The sequence below is a fragment of the Neisseria subflava genome, from assembly GCF_005221305.1.
GTDB lineage: Bacteria > Pseudomonadota > Gammaproteobacteria > Burkholderiales > Neisseriaceae > Neisseria > Neisseria subflava.
In genome coordinates this window covers 1,043,837-1,063,805 of record NZ_CP039887.1, presented here as the reverse complement: position 1 = coordinate 1,063,805, position 19,969 = coordinate 1,043,837, and the positions used below count along the sequence as shown (strand labels likewise).

Genomic DNA, 19,969 nt, shown 5'->3' with positions numbered 1-19,969 from the left:
ATTCGTTTTATTTGAAGCGAACATTTATCCCTATGCAAACCCAAGCCATCATCCGCCATATTGTTCAATGGCTCAAAGATTACGCTGAGCAGGCGCGTGCCAAAGGTTTTGTCGTCGGCGTATCCGGCGGCATCGATTCTGCCGTGGTTTCCACCCTTGCAGCGCAAACCGGGTTGTCGGTTTTGTTGTTGGAAATGCCGATTCGTCAGAAATCCGACCAAGTCAACCGCGCGCAAGAACACATGTGCCGTCTGAAACAGCGTTATCCCAATGTAAAAGCGCAAAGCGTTGATTTGACCCAAACGTTCGATACGTTTGCCGATACCGTTGATATCAGCGAAACCGAATTTCCCAATAAACAGCTGGCACTTGCCAATGCACGCAGCCGCCTGCGCATGACGACGCTTTATTATTACGGCCAGCTGCATGGTTTGCTGGTGGCGGGGACAGGCAACAAAATTGAAGATTTCGGCGTCGGTTTCTTCACCAAATACGGCGACGGCGGCGTGGACATCAGCCCGATTGCCGATTTGACCAAAACTCAAGTGTACGCGCTGGCAGCCGAACTGGACGTATCGGAAGACATTCAAAAAGCCGTACCGACGGACGGACTTTGGGATACCGAGCGTACCGATGAAGAGCAAATGGGCGCATCTTATCCAGAACTCGAATGGGCGATGAGCGTGTACGACAGTCACAAGCCTGAAGATTTTGAGGGCAGACAGCGCGAAGTTTTGGCAATCTATACCCGATTGCACAAAGCCATGCAGCACAAAGTCAATCCGATTCCGGTTTGCAAGATTCCGGAAGAGTTGTTTTAAGTTTGAACATCAAAAGGCCGTCTGAAAACGCTGGATTAAGGTTTTCAGACGGCCTTTTATATTTTATTTCAATAAGAATTGGGAATATGCTTGAAAAACAGCATCATCAGATACCAAAACAGCGTAGCCGCCGCTGCGCCCAGCAATACCCACGCGCTGATTTTGGCGATTTCACGAATGGTGCGCTTTTGTTTGCAGCTGAACAAACGGTTCACAATCAATGCCGCTATGGCGCAAAAGAAAAAAAATCGCAAAAGCCTGCCTATCATTCCACATTCTCCCAAAAATATTGCCTTTAATCAGGGCAGGCCGTCTGAAGCCTCATGCACAAAACAAAAACGAAACGTTATAATACCCCTTTTGCCGCTTCACTTGGAAATTACAAATGACAACAAATGCCTCAGTGGGCATTGTAACGCCCCAGAAAATCCCGTTTGACACACCGCTTGCTCTGGAAAACGGCAAAACCTTACCTCGTTTCGACCTGATGATTGAAACCTACGGCACACTCAATGTCGACAAAAGCAATGCCGTCCTTATCTGCCACGCCCTGTCAGGCAATCATCACGTTGCCGGCAAGCACAGTGCGGAGGATAAATACGCCGGCTGGTGGGACAATATGGTCGGCCCCGGCAAACCTATTGATACCGACCGCTTCTTCGTTGTCGGTTTGAACAACTTGGGCGGCTGCGACGGCAGTACCGGCCCTTTATCAGAAAATCCTGAAACCGGCCATGAATATGGCGCGGATTTCCCTGTCGTAACCGTCAAAGACTGGGTGAAGTCCCAATCTATGCTTGCCGATTATCTCGGTATTCAAAAATGGGCTGCCATTGTCGGCGGTAGTTTGGGCGGTATGCAGGCATTGCAATGGACGATTTCTTTGCCTGAACGTGTTGCCCACGCACTCGTCATCGCTTCTGCGCCTAAACTTTCCACTCAAAACATCGCGTTTAACGATGTTGCCCGTCAAGCCATTTTGACCGATCCCGATTTCCATGAAGGCAATTACCGCAGCCATCAAACCGTTCCTTCACGCGGTTTGCGTATTGCGCGCATGATGGGGCACATCACCTATCTTGCCGAAGACGGCTTGGGTAAAAAATTTGGCCGCGATTTAAAATCAGACGGCTATCAGTATGGTTACGGCGTTGAATTTGAAGTGGAATCTTATCTTCGCTATCAGGGCGACAAGTTTGTCGGCCGCTTTGATGCCAATACTTATCTGCTGATGACCAAGGCACTCGACTACTTCGACCCGGCCGCTGATTACGGCCACAACCTCACGCGCGCCGTAGAGAATGTGCAGGCCAAGTTTTTTGTTGCCAGCTTCAGTACCGACTGGCGCTTCTCGCCGCAACGTTCGCATGAATTGGTCAAGGCATTAATTGCCGCGCAAAAATCCGTGCAATACATTGAAGTCAAATCCAATCACGGCCACGATGCCTTCTTGATGGAAGACGAAGCCTATATCCGCGCGGTTGCCTCTTATATGAACAACGTTTACAAGGACTGCCAAAAATGAATCTGCGCGACGATTTGCAACTCATTTACGATTGGATACCCGAAGGCAGCCGCGTACTCGATTTAGGCTGCGGCGACGGCGAACTGTTGGCCGCGTTGGTGGAACATAAAAATTGCACCGGCTACGGCGTTGAAATCGATACCGACAGCGTGATTGCCGCTATATCCCGCGGCGTGAACGTCATTCAAGCCGATTTGGAAGAAGGTTTGGTGGCGTTTGGCGATCAAAGTTTTGATGTGATTGTTTTGAGCCAAACCATTCAGGCGATGCAGAATACGGAAAAAATCCTACGCTGCCTGATGCGCGTGGCCAAGCAGGCCATTGTCAGCTTCCCTAACTTCGGCTACTGGCGCAACCGCTTTCAAATCGCCATCGGCGGCCATATGCCGGTTTCTGAGCGGATGCCGTATCATTGGTACGATACGCCCAATATCCATTGGTGTACCCTTAAAGACTTTGATTTGCTGTGCGCCAAAAACAAAATCCGTGTGCTGGAACGTGCTGTCATGACCGGCAATAAACAGATTAAACATCTGCCGAATTTATTGGGGAGCCTGGCGTTTTATCGTGTAGGTTAATGCGGTAATCAATAAAGGCCGTCTGAACAGGTAATCACGAAAGCATGGCTTTTGCGGATACCTGTTCAGACGGCTTTTTATTGTTAAAGCCGGTTTAAGCCTGTTTTAATTTTTCCAACAAGGCCAAACTGCCGGCATCGACCAGACGGTAGGTTTCGTCAAAGTCGCCTGTGTACCATGGATCGGGAACGTGGTTGTAACCTGAATCGGGGATAAGGTCGGTCAGTTTGAAGATTTTGCCGGGGTGGAAACCGAGCTGTTTTTCAGTTTCTCTGAGGTTGTTGTCGTCCATCACGATGATGTAGTCGAAATGTTCGGCATCGCTGGGTTTGATTTTGCTGCTGGTAAAGCCTGACGGGTCGATGCCGTGTTGCTTGAGTGCGCGGCGCGTGCCTTCGTGCATGTCTTCTCCGTCGTGCCAGCCTGATGTGCCTGCGCTGGCTGTAATGATGGCATTGCCCATGCCTGCTTCGCGGGCCCGATGGCGCAGGACGTATTCGGCCATGGGGGAGCGGCAGATGTTGCCGAGGCAGACGAAAAGGATTTTGTGGGTTTTCATATGCGTGAAAATGAGCGGTAAGGTTTGAAAATAAATGCAACACGCTAAACCGTTTTCAGACGGCCTTGGCGTGTTGCATTTTCAATTTAGTTTACATGGCTGAAGAAAGGATTGTGGCCTTCCAGTTTTAACGCTTGGGCATAAGTAGGGATGTTCTCGTTTTCGCCCAATGGATTGTGCAGCAGGTAGAGGTGCTCGATTCGGCATTCGGCCATCAGGTCGAGGAAGTTTTGCTGAACGATGGCGATATTGTCGGTTGAGGCCAGCTCCCATGTGAAGGTCTGCGGAACGATTTCAAACGCGCTGTCTGTCGCGTTGAAGCTGAACTGGAGCTTGCCATCCGCTTTTGCTGCGGCAACAACGCCGACACGCGGGCTTTGCATACGGATAGCGCGGATGGCGTTGGTGGCAAAAACATCCATGGCCATGCGTTGGCGGGTGTGGCTGCCGTCGGTAAGCGCGTTAAGCGGCGTATTGGGCGAGAGTGGGTTGGTAAAGAGGGTAACGCCGTCGAGGGCGAGATGCTCTTGCCAAACCTGCATCAATGGCAGACCTGCCTGTTGCAGGTTGAGACCCAAGGCCGTCTGAATGTCTTTATTGCCGTAGCCCAGCGCGTAAACCACATGGACGGATTGACCTTCGGGCAGCGTCAATGGTTTGTATTCGAATTTTTGCAGGAATGCGCCTGCCGCTTCATCGTTTTGCTTGGCTTGGAACCACTCGCCCGGGGTAACGCTGCTCAAGTCGGTAGATTGGACGAGGTAAGGCAGCCATTGTGTGTTTTGCGTGAGGGTGCGCAGATTAGGGTAGTTTTGCAGGCAGGAAAAGAGGGCTTCGGTAGGTAGCGTGAGCGGCAGGGTTTGTTCTTTTTTGCAACCGGCGACCAAAACGACAGGCAGGGCAAACCATTGGGCTTCGTTATCATTTTCTGCTTTTAAGACTTCGCCCACGCTTTGAATCAGGCTGGTGTAAGTACCAACATCGGGCGCCATGGTCATCGCCAATGAAAGGTTGATGTAATGGTTTTGGCTGAGCATGGTGCGGATTTCGGTTTGCAGTTGGCTGGCCGAGAGCTTGCGTGATGCGGAGGAGGAGTTGTGCGCCAGTTGATAGGCATTGAGCAGAAGGTAGTTTTTGATAGGGCTCTGCGGATAAGGGCGGGTATCTGGAAGAACAAAGGTTTTCATGACGGTTTGAAGTGTTGTGTTGTAAGTGTGGCGATTATAGCAATTTAGTCAGTCGGTGTGCTTGTTAATAAATTAAATTCAAATAGCGATAGGGGAGACGCTTCATTTTTACATGGTTTAAGTATCGGCATTTTCTAAGTTGAGGAGGGTAAATGCCCGATATGTTATAATCCATAACCAAACATAATTCAGAAAGGAACAAAATCATGCGCTTGCTTCATACTATGTTGCGTGTCGGCAATCTCGAACGCTCTTTGGATTTCTATCAAAACGTATTGAACATGCAACTGCTGCGCCGCCGTGATTATCCTGAAGGCCGTTTTACTTTGGCTTTTGTCGGTTATGGAGATGAGGCGGACCATACTGTTTTGGAACTGACCCACAACTGGGATACCGAATCTTACGATTTAGGCGATGCTTACGGCCACATCGCGATTGAAGTTGATGATGCTTACGCCGCGTGCGAACGTGTCAAAGAAATGGGCGGCAAAGTGGTACGCGAAGCCGGCCCGATGAAACACGGCACGACTGTGATTGCGTTTGTCGAAGATCCGGACGGCTACAAAATTGAATTTATTCAAAAGAAAAGCGGTAGCGATTCGGTACAATATTCATCTTAAGACATAAGATAATGGAAAAGGCCGTCTGAACATTCAGACGGCCTTTTTTGATTAGCCCAACTGTTTTTGCTTTTCGCTCAACAGGGCGTGTATGTGAAGCGCAGTAGCGTAGCGGTCTTCTCCCGCTTCAATCGGATCGAGGAAATGCAGCTCGACCGTGCTGGAAGGCTGGCTGATGACCATGCAGATGGATTGCCAGAGGCTGATGTCGCCGTAGTAGGCAGTGTGCGGATTGGGGCTGCTGCCGTCCGGATTCGGATAGCGGCAGAGTGCTGGAATAATCGGTACGCCTGCATCATAGGCCGTCTGAAAAAAGCTGGGTTTGAACGGCAGGATTTCACGGCCTTCGGTACTGGTGCCTTCGGGGAAAATGGTGACGGTATCGCCGTTTTTCAGTGCTTCAGTTACGCCGGCGATTTTGGCGGAATTGCCTTTGATGCCGCGGTTGCGCGAGACGTAAACCGTTTGCGCCTGTGTGGCGAGATAACCGACCACCGGCCATTTGGCCACATCGTCTTTAGCCACAAAGCGGCCGGGAAAAGCGCCGTTGACCGCCATAATGTCCAACCATGAAATATGGTTGCTGATAAGCATTTGGCCGCGGCCTTCTTGCGGCGGCGTGCCGAAGGTTTGCAGTTTCATGCCGCAGGAAGCAAGCACGCGCAGCGACCATAATTGGATTGCGCGCAGTTTGCGTTTGCTGCTGTAAAAGGGAAACAGAAAAAACATTTCGGCCATGCCGTACAAAAGGCAGCCGGCAATACAGAGAAGACGGAAGGCGAAGCGTAGTTTGGCAGTCATGTCAAAGGGGGAGTGTTTGTGTGTGTCGGGCGTGTGGGTTTGAATCGTTTCAGGCCGTCTGAAAGGCTGGGCTCGCACTTTCAGACGGCCTGTGTGCCCTGACGTTTATGGGCGGGGGGCGAATTTTTGCAGATAGCGGTCGCTCAGTTTCGTGATGTCCATCATGATCAGCACATCCGCGCAGTTGAATGCTTCATCGACGCAAGGCTCGCCGCAAAACCACGCGCCTGCTTTGAGATAGCCTTTGATCAGTGCGGGTACAGGCGGATTTTCAGACGGCGTGATGCTGTCCCATTTGAGCGGGTTGAGTGGTTTGACGCGCCATTGTTCCGGAGCGAGGTATTTGTCTTTCAAAGCATGATACAGGCCCGCCGCATCGTTGCCGCCGTCGCGCATTTCGATACTGCCGCAACCAATCATAAAGCGCAGGTTTTCGTCTTTCATGAATTTGACCAAACCGGTCCACAACAGCATGACCAAGCCGCCGTTGCGGTAGTCCGGGTGGGTACAGGCGCGACCGAGTTCGACGGTTTGCGGCAGAATGTCTTTCAAAGGCTCAAGGTCGAATTCATGCTCGCTGTACCAGCCGCCGACTTTTTTCGAGGTTTCTTCGGTAATCAGGCGGTAGCAGCCGATAACTTCGCCGGTTGCATCGTCGAAGGCGAGCAGATGGTGGCAATGTTCATCATAAGGATCGACATCGCGGCCGTCATCGCTTTCGATTTCCGCCCCCAACTCTTGGGCAAAAACCTGATAGCGCAATCTTTGGGCGGCTTCGATTTCAGCTTGGGTTTCTGCAAGGCGTACGCTCAGGCCGATTTTAGGGCCCGTTTGATTGAAACGGCTGGGGGACATGATGTTTCCTGTTTAAAGAAAATGGCTGATTATAGCGGATATACGGACAGATTTATATTGATTTGCTTTGCGATAGGGCAAATTATGTCGGGTTGTTGGAAAAAGGCTTCAGGCCGTCTGAAACTGATGGCTGTTTAGAAAGATGGCCAAGAACATTTGCCAGGATGTTTGAAATTTATGACATAAATCAAAATATTTATCCGAATTATTTAATATGAGAATAAAAATATATACAATATAACTAGTTCAAAAGTATTAATATGATTGAATGGGATATTTTTAATATTTAAAAAATGGAGAATATAAAGATGAAACTGAATGTATCGCTCAGTCCTTTGTGTTTGGCTTTAGCGCTTTTTTTCGGTACTGCGTATGCGGACGGAGGTATCGTTGCTGGAACCATGCACAAGACGGGTTCTTTGGCTGTCGGTAAAGAATCCGTATCGGGCGAAAATGCCGCTGCAGTTGGCGACAAGGCTAAAGCAGGTGGCTATAAGGCGGCTGCTTTGGGTTATGATTCTGCCGCTTCCGGTTTAAGCGCAACTGCTTTGGGTGGCGAATCCAAGGCGGAGGCATTGCGGTCGGTGGCGGTTGGCTTTCGGGCCCATGCCAAGGGAACAAATGATGTAGCAGTCGGTGGCGCAGCAGCTGCTTCTGGCGGTCAATCTGTTGCAGTTGGCCTGCTGTCCAAGGCTTCGGCTTTGCGTGCCGTTGCGGTAGGTAATGGCGCGCAGGCAAGTAATATTGATGCAGTAGCTATCGGCAGAGATAGTGAGGCGGATGCGCTCAGTGCAACGGCCTTAGGTGATCGAGCTAAAGCACGTGGAACTCAATCACTTGCACTAGCATCGGCTGCTGAAGCAGAAGGTTATCAAGCAGTGGCAGTCGGTACGCGTGCGGTATCGAATGCCGTAAACAGTGTGGCTTTGGGTGTAGAGTCTTCCGCCACGGCCTTGAACGGTCTGGCTGTCGGTACCAGCTCCAGCGTGCGTAAAGAAGGTGGTACCGCAGTCGGCGGTGGCGCATCGGCTTTGGAAGAGAAATCTTTGGCACTCGGTTTCCAAGCCAAAGGTAAAGCCGAGAAAGCAGTGGCTCTGGGTGCGCAAAGCATCGCAGATTCGGCTGCAGGGCAGGCAGGCTATGATTTTGCGACACAGTCGGCAAGTCAATCTGAAGAAACGGCATGGAAATCGACATTGGGCGCGGTTTCGGTTGGCAATGAAAAGGACAGCCGTCAAATTACCCATGTGGCTGCCGGTACTCAGGATACGGATGCGGTAAATGTGGCTCAGGTTAAAAGGCTTGCGGAAAGATGGCGGGCCGACAGTCAGCAAAAAGAGTCGGCGGTGGCTGCTCAAATCAATCAGATACGAGCTGAAACACGCGTAGAAATGAAAAAACTGGAAGACCGTGCGGATGCCGGCTCTGCCGCTGCAATTGCGGTGGGTAATCTGGGACAAGCTTACCAGCCGGGACAGGGTGCGGTATCCATTGGCAGCGGCGTTTGGCGCGGAAAGGCCGGTTTTGCTGTCGGAGTATCGAAAGTATCCGCCAGTGGCAAATGGCTGGTGAAAGGTTCGGCTGTTGGCGCATCTAAGGGTGGTGCAGGCGGTGGAGCCAGCGTAACCTATCTGTGGTAGAAAATTTCAGATGGCCTTGAATGTTGAGGCCGTCTGAATTTGGCATGCCAAGCGGTAGAAGCGTAAAATTAACGTTTTTGTCGCTTTTTTTATTATGGAAACCTCTTTCCTGCTTGCCGGAAAAATTACCGAGCTGACGCTGATTGTTTTGATGGGCGTGGCCTTGGTGAAAGCCGGGCTGTTGAAATCGGAAAACAGCTACACGCTCTCCGTTATCGCGCTTTACCTGATCAGCCCGTCCGTCATGATTCACGCTTTTCAGATGGACAATACGCCGCAGATTATTGAAGGGCTGAAGCTTTCCGTCATGCTGGCGGTGTTTTTCCATGTGGTGTTGATTGTTTTGGGTAGGTTGTTTAAGCAATTGTTCAAACTCGATGCGCTCGAACACGCGACGACGGTGTACAGTAATTCGGGCAACCTGATTATCCCTTTGGTAATGTCGGTCTTTGGTGCGGAATGGGTGATTTACACCAGCGGTTTTATTATGGTGCAGACGTTTTTATTTTGGACGCATCTGCGCCTGTTGATTTGCGGCCGCGGCAATGTGGCTTGGAAAACCATTTTTACTAATATCAACATTTTATCCATGCTAGTCGGGCTGCTGATGTTTATCTTTCAGATCAAGCTGCCGCATATTATTGATAATACTTTGGCGACGGTAGGCAGCATGATTGGCCCGGTTGCCATGTTGGTGGCGGGCATGCTTTTGGCTTCTTTGCCGCTGCGCTCGATTATGTGGACACCGAGGCTTTATCTCGTTGCTTTTTTAAGGCTGATTTTGATTCCGGTATTATTGCTTTTTGCCGTTAAAGTCTGCGGTTTTGCCCATCATGATGCGCATGCGGATACGGTTGTTTTAATCAGCTTTTTGGCAACGACTTCGCCTGCCGCCTCGACAGTTACCCAAATGGCGGTTGTTTACGGTAAAAATGCCCAAAAAGCCAGCGCGATTTACGGGCTGACAACCTTGCTTTGTGTGGTAACCATGCCGGTGATGATTGCGTTATATCGTTGGATTATTTAAGAAAAGGACAGGCCGTCTGAAACTTTAGTCTTATGTTTCAGACGGCCTGTTTGTTATTTTAAATTTGAAAATAACTTTTATTATCAATTAATTAAACAATTAAAAAACTATACAAAGATGATAGCTGCGTGTATCCTTACGCCTAACATTCATCCAATATAAATCTTTAAAGGAACACAGCCATGACTGACTTTACCCTTTGGGAAACCGCGCCTTTCAATTCTACGATTGACCATATCCTGCAACGTTATCACAACGTTCACCGCGCCCAGTTTGAAGAGTTGGTACCACTGGCGCAAAAAGTGGCGCAGGTTCATGCCGACACTTTCCCTGCCGAAGTGACCGATTTGTTGGCCTATATGCAAAACGAGCTGTTGATGCACATGATGAAAGAGGAACGCATGTTGTTCCCGATGATTAATCAGGGCGTGGGCCGTGGCGCGGCAATGCCCATCAGCGTGATGATGCACGAGCATGAAGAACATGACCAAGCCATTGCGCGTCTGGAAGAATTGACCAACAATTTTGAGCTTCCCGAAGGCGCTTGCGGCAGCTGGACCCGTTTGTACACATTGGCCAAAGAGATGGTGGACGATTTGAAAGATCATATCCACTTGGAAAATGAAATTTTCTTCCCCCGCGTTTTGGCTTCTTAAAATTTGCGGTTAATCAAGGCCGTCTGAATGTTCAGACGGCCTGTTCTTTAATCCCTTGCTAAGTTAGTACAATAGTTCTAAAATTTTAATAAAGAAATAAAATTAGGCAGTAAAGGCACACATCCGTTCTTTTGTTTACTTGAGAAGGAATTTATGAATGAAACATTCTAAAGTTTTACTATCGGGTATTCTGTTTGCTGCTGTGACTGCATGCGCCCAAACGACGGACGGAGGCTGGAGCGCCCTGCTGCAGGATACGAAAACAGGCGTGCAGTCGCGACCTTATTATGAATTTGGCAATGTGGTTCAGAAGATTTCTTTTAAGAAAACCGGTAATCCGGAAAATGGTCTGAAAAAGCCTGTCGTGACTGTGTATCGTCAGGGCAAGCTGTTGGGCGAAGCATATAATTTGGAAGGCACCTTGTTGCCAACCCTGTTTTTAGTAAACGGCAAGTCATTAAATATTAATGACGGCAACGATAGAAAACTGTTGGCTGCTGCTAAGAGAATCGATTTTTATGATTTCGGACGTGGCCGGATCGGCCATGCAGTCTTTACCGCGCCTAACGGCATCTGTCAGGATATGAAACACGGCAAAGGTGTTTCCTACAAGCTGGTTACCAACTATATTGATTTTCCGGATTATCCTTCGCCTGAAAATATCTTGATTATTACTGCGCAAGGCAAATATGGGCAAGACGGTTTTATATTGGATTCTACTGAGTCAAGGGTGACCAGTGCCAATAAAGAATTTGCCAGAAAATATGGCGAAGCCCTGAAATCTAAGAATGGCCCTGAGACCAGGCAGGTAAATATGGCTAATGCAGCCAGTGCGGAAAAAGGCAGGCTGTTGGCTGATTATGTATGTAGGTGATGAGATCAAAGGCCGTCTGAAATTCAGACGGCCTTTTAAAATCATGAATGCATCTCTTGTTCAAACGACAGCAGAATCTGTTTCACTTCATCCGCTTCTTTGATAGCGCGGATGCGGTCAAACAATACCTGCGCCTGTTCAAACTCTTTTTTCATCATGCCCAGCCATTGTTTCAAACGGGCAACTGGATATTTGTTGTTGGCTTCTTTGGCAAGGCACAAGTCGAAAAATTGGACTATCCATGAAGAGACTTCGGCAAAGTCGGTGTCTTTCACTGTTTCGCCGTTTTCATATTGCTTGATTTGCCGCGCCAAGTCGGGACGGATGACCGCGCCGCGTCCGAGCATCACGCTGTCGCAGCCGCTGACGGTTTTAATATCGAGATAGTCTTGAAGGTTGAACACATCGCCGTTGGCGGTAACGGGAATACTGACTGCATCGCGGATTTTGCGCACCCATTCCCAATGTGCCGGCGGTTCGTAGCCTTCGACTTTGGTGCGTGCATGGACGGTTAACGCGCATGCGCCGCCGTTTTCAATCGCGGAAGCGCATTCCAATGCCAGACTTTTGTCTTCATAACCGAGCCGCATCTTAGCAGTCAACGGAATGTGTTGCGGCAGGCGTTGGCGCAGGGTGTGGACGATGTGGTAAATCAAGTCCGGCTCTTTGAGCAAGACAGCACCGCCTTTGTGTTTATTGACCGTCGGCGCGGGGCAGCCGAAGTTGAGGTCGATTTTGTCCGCACCGAAACGCACGGCTTCCAAAGCATTGACGGCCATGTTTTCCGCATCGCTGCCCAAAAGCTGGACAGTACAGGGCGTGCCGGCCGGCGTGCGGTTGGCATGGGCGATTTCGGGAACATATTTAAGCCAAGTGGCGCGTGAGTGGACCGTGTGCGTAATGCGGACAAATTCGCTGACGCATTCGTCAAATCCGCCAATACGCGTCAACAGGTCGCGCATCACATCGTCCACCAGCCCCTGCATCGGAGCAAGAATAAGCTGCATGAGTCAGGCCGTCTGAAAAAAGGAGGACATATTGTAGCGGTATATCGGTTAAAATACAGCTTCCTTTTTCAGACGGCCTTTTTATGATGCACACAATTCCGGCAACCGCCGCCATGTTGGTAAAAAATTCAGAACGTTATCTTTCAGAAGTTTTGAGTGCGCTGAAAGACTTTGACGAAGTCCTGCTGTTGGACAACGGCTCGACCGACCGTACTTTTGAAATTGCCAAGGGCTTTCCCAATGTCAGCTATTACAAGCATGACTTTATCGGGTTTGGCCCGATGAAAAATCTGGCAGCCAGACTGGCGCAAAACGATTGGATTTTCAGCATAGATAGCGATGAAGTGGCGGATGAGGCTTTAATAGAATCCATTCGTGCGGCCGTTTTAGAAAATGAGAAGGAATATATTTTTTCGCTTTCCCGTCTGAACCATTACCACGGCAGACTGATTAAAGGCTGCGGCTGGTATCCGGATATTATTCCGCGCCTTTACCATCGCAGATTTACCCGTTTTTCCGACCGTCAGGTGCATGAGTCTTTGGTGTTGCCGCAGGAAGCCAAGGTTAGACAACTCGATGGCCGTCTGAAACATTATTCTTTTGAAAACGCCGAAGGGCTGATTCAGAAAATGCAGCAGTACAGTTCGCTGTATGCGGAAGAAAACCGCTTCAAGAAAGACAGTTCGCCATTTAAGGCTTTGCTGCATGGCGGCGTATCGTTTGTGAAGAATTATCTGCTTAAACGCGGTTTTGCCTATGGGGCGGACGGCCTGACGATTTCAGTGTCCAATGCGCAAGGTTCGTATTACAAATATGTCAAACTCTACGAGCGCAACCGCACGATAACCGTCTCCCTCATCATCACCACTTACAACCGCCCCGATGCTTTGGAGCTGGTGTTGAAATCGGCTTTATCGCAAACCCGTCTGCCGGATGAGATTATTGTTGCGGATGACGGCTCAAGGCAGGAAACCGCCGAAGTGGTTGATTTTATCCGTCGTAGGACAAGCATTCCGGTCAAACATTCATGGCAGCCGGATAGGGGCTTTCGTGCCGCCGAATCGCGCAACCGTGCGTTGGCACAGGCGAAAAGCGATTATATTGTGTTGATTGACGGCGATATGGTTTTGGATCCGTCTTTTATCGCCGATCATTTGAAGATTGCCCGCAAAGGCCGTCTGATACAGGGTTCCCGCGTGATTTTGACTGAGGATAAAACGCAGGATATTTTAGACGAAGGCGATTTGCCTGCTTTGTCCATGTTCAGCTCGGGGATAGAAAAACGGCTTTCCGCCTTGCGCTGCCGTTGTTTAGCCAAATTGGCAGGCCGAAAAGGTAACCGCAAACACAAAGGCATCAAAACTTGCAATATGGGCTTTTTCCGCAGCGATGCGCTTGCCGTCAACGGGTTTGACAATAGCTTTGTCGGTTGGGGCAGGGAAGACAGCGAATTTGTCGCCCGTTGCTATCATAATGGGATGAAACGCTATAATTTGAAATTTGCCGGCATTGCGTACCACCTTTGGCACAATGAGGCGGAACGCGATTCCTTGCCGCAAAATGATGCTTTGTTGGAGGCAACTTTGTCGGAACGCAAAATCCGCTGTGTTCATGGCGTATCGGATTTTATAAAAGATGAAGAAGTAGCCGGAAAATAGCCTTATCATCTGTTTGAATCATAAAGGCCGTCTGAAAATCTTCAGACGGCCTTTTTTGTGCTTTTAATGAGTCTATTGGTTAAATGAGAATATTATTTATTTGATGTAGATTGGTATGTATAATTAGGTAAAGTATAGTTAGGGAAGAGGGTTTACTCTATAATCCAACTATTTGTAATTTTATTTCGGTCAAGGCCGGATTTTGGGAGTTGTGATGTCAACTATGTTTTTTATCCAGTTTGCCATTGTGCTGCTGTGTATCCTGATTGGTGCGCAGGTTGGTGGGATTGGTTTGGGCGTGCTCGGCGGTATCGGCTTGGCCGTATTGTCTTTTGGTTTCCATCTGCAGCCGACTAGCCCGCCGATTGATGTGATGCTGATGATTATGGCGGTAGTGTCTGCCGCGGCGGCTATGCAGGCCAGCGGCGGTTTGGACTATATGATTAAGATTGCCACGCGCGTGTTGCACCGCAATCCGAAATACATCACCTTTATCGCGCCGGCGGTAACTTACACTTTTACCGTGTTGGCAGGTACGGGCCATGTGGCTTACTCGGTCTTGCCCGTGATTGCCGAAGTCAGCCGTCGCAATGGCATCCGTCCCTCCCGTCCGCTGACGATGGCGGTTATCGCTTCCCAATTTGCGATTGTCGCCAGCCCGATTGCCGCCGCGGTTGTTGCCTGCGTCACCATGCTTGAGCCGCAGCACATCACGATGGCGGACGTGTTGAAAGTTACCGTTCCGTCCACGATTTTGGGTATCGGTTTGGCTTGCGTGTTCGTAAACAAATTGGGCAAAGAATTGAAAGACGATCCGCATTATCAGGCTTTGCTGAAAGATCCGAACTATGTGAAAGAATACATCGATGTGGAGGAGCAACAAACCGATGTCGCCATTTCGCCGAAAGCCAAATTGTCGGTCGGTATTTTCTTGACTGCGGCATTGCTGGTGGTAGTAATGGGGGCGTTGCCTGAGCTGCGTCCGGCTTTTGAACACGATGGCGCGGTCAAGCCTATGGGCATGGCGCATACGATTGAAATCGTGATGTTGTCTGCTTCTGCGCTGATTATTTTGGCGTGTAAACCCAATGGCGATGCGATTACCCGAGGTTCGGTATTCCATGCCGGTATGCGTGCCGTGATTGCAGTATTTGGCGTGGCTTGGTTGGGCGATACCTTGATGAGCGGCCACTTAACAGAAGTAGAGTCGACCGTCAGCCATTTGGTTGAATCTGCACCGTGGACCTTTGCCTTTGCCCTGTTTGTCTTGTCGGTATTGGTTAATAGTCAAGGCGCGACAGTGGCGACGCTGTTCCCAATCGCCATCAAACTGGGGATTCCAGCGCCCATCATTATCGGCACATTCGTTGCGGTAAACGGCTATTTCTTTATACCAAACTATGGTCCGATTATTGCCGCTATCGACTTCGATACAACCGGCTCGACCAAAATCGGCAAATTCATTTTCAACCACAGCTTCATGATTCCGGGCCTGTTGAGCATGGCATTCAGCTTGGCCATCGGTTTGTTGTTGGTTCAACTGTATTATTGATAGGCTGAAAAATGAAGGCCGTCTGAAATTAAATTTCAGACGGCCTTTTTGATATTGTGATTCGAGAGCTTAATTGCAGTATTTATTGACGTCGTTTTGATATTGCTTAATCAAACTGTCGCGATTGGCCAAGCGAGCGCTTTCGGCGACTTGGCGGTTGATTTTGGCGATTTTGCAGTTTTCCAGCTTGTTTTGGCGGTTTTGTTCTTCGATTTTTTTATTGCGCTCTTCAATTTGTTTGTTTTGTTCCGCAACCTGTTCGTTAGGCTGCTCGGCAACCGGCTCAGATGCCGCAACAGCAGGCGCAACGGCAGGTTTGACGTTGTGCGTGCGGATGTTGACCACGCCGGAACGCTTCGGTTGCAGGCGGTTTGGCGTATCGGAATAGCTGTTGCCCGACGCGCCTTTCCAAGTGTAAACCTCGGCCGCGCCGGTCAGGGCGGCGGAAGAGAGAAGGGCTGCTGTCAGACAGGTTTTGAGTACGGAAGATTTCATGGGTTTCCCTTATGTAAATGATGTTCTCATCCAACCTATTTTACTTGAAACTGCAATGCGTTGGCATATTTTTGTACTGCGGATTAAATCATGTAAAAAAATAACGTTAAAACATGTATTACCAATGTTAGCATCAAGCCGGTGTGATATAATGCCGTGCATCTTGCACAAACTGAAAGACCGAGCATCATGCGTATTGTAGAAAAAGCCTATACTTTCGACGACGTTTTGTTGGTTCCAGCGCACTCAAACGTGCTGCCTCGAGATGTCAAACTTCAAACCAAACTCACCCGCGATATCACGCTCAACCTCCCTCTACTTTCTGCTGCAATGGATACCGTTACCGAAGCGCGTCTGGCCATTTCTATGGCTCAAGAAGGCGGCATCGGCATTATCCATAAAAACATGACGCCGGAGTTGCAAGCGCGTGCCGTTTCCAAAGTGAAGCGCCATGAGAGCGGCGTGGTGAAAGACCCCGTTACCGTTGCGCCGAACGCATTGATCCGCGAAGTCTTGGAAATGCGCGCACAACGCAAACGCAAAATGTCCGGTCTGCCTGTTGTTGAAAATGGCAAAGTGGTCGGTATCGTGACCAACCGCGACCTGCGTTTTGAAAACCGTGTCGATCTGCCGGTTTCTGCCATCATGACTCCCCGCGACCGTTTGGTTACCGTTCCTGAAGGTACCAGCATCGACGAAGCCCGCGAAATCATGCATGCGCACAAAGTTGAGCGCGTTTTGGTATTGAACGACCAAGATGAACTCAAAGGTCTGATTACAGTTAAAGATATTCTGAAAACAACCGAATTCCCTAATGCCAACAAAGATGCCGAAGGCCGCCTGCGCGTCGGTGCCGCGGTAGGTACCGGCGGCGATACCGAAGAGCGCGTCAAAGCATTGGTAGAAGCAGGCGTGGACGTGATTGTGGTCGATACTGCCCACGGCCATAGCCAAGGCGTTATCGATCGTGTGCGCTGGGTCAAAGAAACCTACCCACACATCCAAGTCATCGGCGGCAACATCGCGACTGCTAAAGCCGCTTTGGATTTGGTGGCTGCAGGTGCAGATGCCGTTAAAGTCGGTATCGGCCCGGGCTCAATTTGTACGACCCGTATCGTAGCAGGCGTGGGCGTGCCTCAGCTGACTGCGATTCACAATGTTTCCGAAGCCCTGAAAGGTACAGGCGTTCCCCTGATTGCCGACGGCGGTATCCGCTTCTCCGGCGATATTGCCAAAGCTCTGGCAGCAGGTGCATACAGCGTCATGCTCGGCGGTATGTTTGCCGGTACGGAAGAAGCACCGGGCGAAATCGAACTCTACCAAGGCCGCTCTTACAAGTCTTACCGTGGCATGGGTTCGTTGGGTGCGATGAGCCAAGGTTCTGCCGACCGCTACTTCCAAGACAAAACCGACAGCACAGACAAATATGTTCCTGAAGGCATCGAAGGCCGCGTTCCTTACAAAGGCCCGATTGTGAACATCATCCACCAGCTGACCGGCGGTCTGCGCTCCAGCATGGGTTACTTGGGTTGCGCCAATATTGCTGAAATGCACGAGAAAGCAGAATTTGTGGAAATCACTTCTGCCGGTATGAGCGAATCTCACGTTCACGACGTACAAATCACTAAAGAAGCGCCTAACTACCATCGTTAAACCAGTATAAAAAGGTCGTCTGAAAATATTTCAGACGGCCTTTCTGTTTTTATAAGGTTTTAAAAATGAAGAGAATATTGCTTACTGCTGTTTGGTCTGGTGTTTCAGGTTGGGTATTTTCAGAACTTGCCGGATAAATTGGGAAGATAAACGCTTCACGCGCTGAAATGACATGTATCAACCAGTACGTTTTGAACTGAGCGATTAAACCAAGTTTCAGACGGCCTTTTAAAAATCGTATTACAATAAGCCAAAATTAAAAACACATTCCATTATGTCCAAAAAAATCCTGATTATTACCCCAAGCTGGATTGGTGACTGCGTCATGACCCAACCGCTTTATCGCCGTTTGCATGAGCTGCATCCCGGCTGCATCATTGATGCGTTTGCACCTAAATGGTCGATGGCCGTATTTGAGCGTATGCCTGAAATCAACCGTGTAATAGAAAATCCGTTTGGACATGGTGCGTTGGAATTGAAAAAACGCTGGCGTATCGGGCGTGAATTGGGAAAAGAAGGCTATGATCAAGTGATTGTTTTGCCCGGTTCGCTCAAGTCCGCCATCATTGCCTTGGCTACGGGTATTAAGCAGCGTACGGGCTACGTCGGCGAGTCGCGCTATTTTTTGCTGAACGATATCCGCAAGTTGGATAAGGCCGCATTGCCTCTGATGGTCGACCGCTATACTGCGCTGGCGCATCCGACCCAAGCGGATTTTAACGGGCATTCTGATAATCCCTGTTTCACGATTGATCCCGAAAGCCGTCAAGCCGCTTTGGCAAAACATGGTTTGACGGCGGATAAACCGATTTTGGCATTTTGTCCCGGTGCGGAATATGGTCCGGCCAAGCGTTGGCCTGCGCGTCATTTTGCCGAACTCGGCCGCCAATATTTAGCCGAGGGTTGGCAGGTTTGGCTGTTTGGTTCGCAAAAAGATTTCGATATTGCAGATGAAATCAACCGACTTTCAGACGGCCTGTGTACCAATCTTTGCGGCAAAACCAATCTTCAGGAGGCGATTGATTTGTTGTCTTGCGCCGATACGGTTGTGTGTAACGATAGCGGTCTGATGCACCTTGCGGCCGCGCTTGATCGGAAATTGGTTGCAGTTTACGGCTCATCCAGCCCTGACCATACACCGCCTCTAAGCCTAAAGGCAAAAATTGTCAGCTTAAATTTGGATTGCTCTCCTTGTTTCAAACGCGAATGTCCGTTGGGGCATACGGATTGTTTGAACAAACTGACGCCGGATAGGGTGCAAAAAGCGGCGGAAGAGCTGGCTCGTTCGGCGTAATCCAATAAAGATTAGATGAAAAACAGCAAAGGGCGGATTTGAATCTGCCCTTTTGATTTTTTTTAACAAAATGCCGTCTGAAAATCATATTTCAGACGGCCTTTTGGGGTTTGAAATCAATACATCTGATTATTTTTGATGCAGATTATAAACGTATTCCACTTCTTCGCGGCTGCCCATGAATACGGCAACACGTTGGTGCAGGCCGGTAGGTTGGATGTCGAGCATGGCTTCGATGGCGTTGTTTGATGCGCCGTCTGCCTGTTCCATAAGCAGGCTCATCGGGTTGGCTTCGTACATCAGGCGCAGTTTTCCCGGTTTGGAGGGGTCGCGTTTGTCTTGTGGATACATGAATACGCCGCCGCGCATCAGGATGCGGTGAATTTCGGCAACCATGCTGGCTACCCAGCGCATATTGTAGTTTTTGCCGCGTACGCCGGTTTCGCCTGCCAGCAATTCGTCAATGTATTGTTGAACAGGGGCAAACCAATGTCTTTGGTTGGACATATTGATGGCGAATTCTTTAGTGGATTTGGGAACGCGCGGATTTTCTTTGGTCAGCAGGAATTGGTTGGCATCGTCCAAAGTGAAGACAAATACGCCGTGACCGACAGTCAGTACCAGTTGGGTTTGCGGACCGTATAAAACATAACCTGCGGCTACTTGGTCTCGGCCTTTTTGCAGGAAAGATTCGGTAGTCAATGCGCCTTCAGGTTTCGCCAAAATGGAGAAGATGGTGCCAACGGAGATGTTGACGTCGATATTGGAAGAGCCATCCAGCGGATCAAACAATACCAAATAGCCGCCGTTTTCGTGTGTGGCGACATAGGTGTCTTCTTCTTCGCTGGCAAGGCCTGCGATGTTAGCATTGGCTTTTAAAACATCAATCATGATGTTGTTGGCGATGACGTCAAGTTTCTTTTGGTCTTCGCCTTGGATGTTGCCGGTACCTGCCATGCCCAAAACGCCGGAAAGCGCGCCGAGGCGGACTTTGGCGTTGATGTCCAAACAGGCGGTAGCCACGGATTCCAATACGCTGGCCAGCTCTTGCGGCAGTTTGTGTTCGGGCAGGTGTTGGGCTAAGAATTGGTTCAGTGTATTCATGGTTTCACTCTTTTCCTAAGTTTGAATCGGGTATTTTTCAATTTCAGGCCGTCTGAAAACGGC

20 protein-coding genes are annotated in these 19,969 nt (G+C 49.5%); 12 read left to right on the top strand and 8 right to left on the bottom strand.

All coding sequences use genetic code 11. The features are described from left to right. Positions 1–32 precede the first annotated feature (32 nt). Positions 33–821: an NAD(+) synthase gene (gene nadE / locus FAH66_RS05205; protein ID WP_137040910.1), complete on the top strand. Its 789-nt coding sequence runs from the start codon at positions 33–35 to the stop codon at positions 819–821. Positions 822–889: 68 nt separating this feature from the next. Here the strand turns inward: nadE and FAH66_RS05200 are convergent, their stop codons facing one another. Beyond that, a complete protein-coding gene (locus FAH66_RS05200; protein ID WP_137040909.1) occupies positions 890–1,090 on the bottom strand; it encodes a protein MIGRI in 201 nt (66 codons plus the stop codon). A gap of 116 nt (positions 1,091–1,206) precedes the next feature. Here FAH66_RS05200 and metX point away from each other — a divergent pair, with 116 nt between their 5' ends. Next, positions 1,207–2,346, top strand: a complete 1,140-nt coding sequence (gene metX, locus FAH66_RS05195; protein WP_137040908.1) for a homoserine O-succinyltransferase MetX — start codon at positions 1,207–1,209, stop codon at positions 2,344–2,346. Continuing rightward, positions 2,343–2,924, top strand: a complete 582-nt coding sequence (gene metW / locus FAH66_RS05190; protein ID WP_003684992.1) for a methionine biosynthesis protein MetW — start codon at positions 2,343–2,345, stop codon at positions 2,922–2,924. The genes metX and metW overlap by 4 nt, the downstream gene beginning before the upstream one ends. Positions 2,925–3,018: 94 nt before the next feature. Here metW and FAH66_RS05185 read toward each other — a convergent pair whose 3' ends face one another. Beyond that, entirely contained in the window at positions 3,019–3,483 is a 465-nt protein-coding gene (locus FAH66_RS05185) for a low molecular weight protein-tyrosine-phosphatase (RefSeq protein WP_128581860.1), read from the bottom strand. Positions 3,484–3,569: 86 nt separating this feature from the next. Continuing rightward, the gene (locus FAH66_RS05180; protein WP_137040907.1) at positions 3,570–4,670 is read right to left on the bottom strand and encodes a conjugal transfer protein; all 1,101 of its coding nucleotides are present in this window, start codon (positions 4,668–4,670) and stop codon (positions 3,570–3,572) included. A 206-nt stretch (positions 4,671–4,876) separates the two neighbouring features. Between FAH66_RS05180 and gloA the strand changes: the two genes are divergently transcribed. Next, entirely contained in the window at positions 4,877–5,290 is a 414-nt protein-coding gene (gloA, locus tag FAH66_RS05175; RefSeq protein ID WP_003685011.1) for a lactoylglutathione lyase, read from the top strand. A gap of 51 nt (positions 5,291–5,341) precedes the next feature. On the opposite strand, the gene FAH66_RS05170 is transcribed toward gloA, so the two are convergent. Both FAH66_RS05170 and FAH66_RS05165 read right to left on the bottom strand, forming a co-directional pair. Beyond that, positions 5,342–6,091 carry a lysophospholipid acyltransferase family protein gene (locus FAH66_RS05170; protein WP_137041613.1) on the bottom strand — a complete coding sequence of 250 codons (750 nt, stop codon included), beginning with the start codon at positions 6,089–6,091 and terminating at the stop codon, positions 5,342–5,344. A 105-nt stretch (positions 6,092–6,196) separates the two neighbouring features. Then, positions 6,197–6,946 (bottom strand): GNAT family N-acetyltransferase, encoded by a 750-nt coding sequence (locus tag FAH66_RS05165; RefSeq protein WP_137040906.1) that lies wholly within the window; start codon positions 6,944–6,946, stop codon positions 6,197–6,199. 308 nt (positions 6,947–7,254) lie between these two features. Here FAH66_RS05165 and FAH66_RS05160 point away from each other — a divergent pair, with 308 nt between their 5' ends. The 4 genes from FAH66_RS05160 (at position 7,255) to FAH66_RS05145 (ending at position 11,143) form a co-directional block, all read left to right on the top strand. Then, positions 7,255–8,586, top strand: coding sequence for a YadA-like family protein (locus FAH66_RS05160; RefSeq protein WP_137040905.1), 1,332 nt, complete (start codon positions 7,255–7,257; stop codon positions 8,584–8,586). Between the two features lie 94 nt (positions 8,587–8,680). After that, positions 8,681–9,613 carry an AEC family transporter gene (locus tag FAH66_RS05155; protein ID WP_137040904.1) on the top strand — a complete coding sequence of 311 codons (933 nt, stop codon included), beginning with the start codon at positions 8,681–8,683 and terminating at the stop codon, positions 9,611–9,613. A 182-nt stretch (positions 9,614–9,795) separates the two neighbouring features. Next, positions 9,796–10,269, top strand: coding sequence for an iron-sulfur cluster repair protein DnrN (gene dnrN / locus FAH66_RS05150; protein WP_049351364.1), 474 nt, complete (start codon positions 9,796–9,798; stop codon positions 10,267–10,269). Between the two features lie 157 nt (positions 10,270–10,426). Beyond that, on the top strand, positions 10,427–11,143 hold the full coding sequence (locus FAH66_RS05145; protein WP_137040903.1) for a DUF8095 domain-containing protein: 717 nt from the start codon (positions 10,427–10,429) through the stop codon (positions 11,141–11,143). 41 nt (positions 11,144–11,184) lie between these two features. On the opposite strand, the gene FAH66_RS05140 is transcribed toward FAH66_RS05145, so the two are convergent. Continuing rightward, on the bottom strand, positions 11,185–12,150 hold the full coding sequence (locus FAH66_RS05140; protein WP_137040902.1) for a tRNA dihydrouridine synthase: 966 nt from the start codon (positions 12,148–12,150) through the stop codon (positions 11,185–11,187). An 83-nt stretch (positions 12,151–12,233) separates the two neighbouring features. Here FAH66_RS05140 and FAH66_RS05135 point away from each other — a divergent pair, with 83 nt between their 5' ends. Together FAH66_RS05135 and FAH66_RS05130 are read left to right on the top strand one after the other, a co-directional pair. Then, positions 12,234–13,808, top strand: coding sequence for a glycosyltransferase family 2 protein (locus FAH66_RS05135; protein WP_137040901.1), 1,575 nt, complete (start codon positions 12,234–12,236; stop codon positions 13,806–13,808). Between the two features lie 223 nt (positions 13,809–14,031). Further along, a complete protein-coding gene (locus FAH66_RS05130) occupies positions 14,032–15,360 on the top strand; it encodes an anaerobic C4-dicarboxylate transporter family protein (RefSeq protein ID WP_137041612.1) in 1,329 nt (442 codons plus the stop codon). 69 nt (positions 15,361–15,429) lie between these two features. Here FAH66_RS05130 and FAH66_RS05125 read toward each other — a convergent pair whose 3' ends face one another. Continuing rightward, complete coding sequence (locus FAH66_RS05125; RefSeq protein WP_070712610.1) at positions 15,430–15,855, bottom strand: DUF4124 domain-containing protein; 426 nt, start codon at positions 15,853–15,855, stop codon at positions 15,430–15,432. Between the two features lie 189 nt (positions 15,856–16,044). On the opposite strand from FAH66_RS05125, the gene guaB reads away from it, so the two are divergent. Both guaB and waaF read left to right on the top strand, forming a co-directional pair. Further along, positions 16,045–17,508 (top strand): IMP dehydrogenase, encoded by a 1,464-nt coding sequence (gene guaB / locus FAH66_RS05120; protein ID WP_137040900.1) that lies wholly within the window; start codon positions 16,045–16,047, stop codon positions 17,506–17,508. 274 nt (positions 17,509–17,782) lie between these two features. Beyond that, a complete protein-coding gene (gene waaF, locus FAH66_RS05115; RefSeq protein WP_137040899.1) occupies positions 17,783–18,802 on the top strand; it encodes a lipopolysaccharide heptosyltransferase II in 1,020 nt (339 codons plus the stop codon). A 129-nt stretch (positions 18,803–18,931) separates the two neighbouring features. Here waaF and FAH66_RS05110 read toward each other — a convergent pair whose 3' ends face one another. Continuing rightward, a complete protein-coding gene (locus FAH66_RS05110) occupies positions 18,932–19,906 on the bottom strand; it encodes a class 1 fructose-bisphosphatase (protein WP_137040898.1) in 975 nt (324 codons plus the stop codon). Between the last annotated feature and the right edge of the window lie 63 nt (positions 19,907–19,969).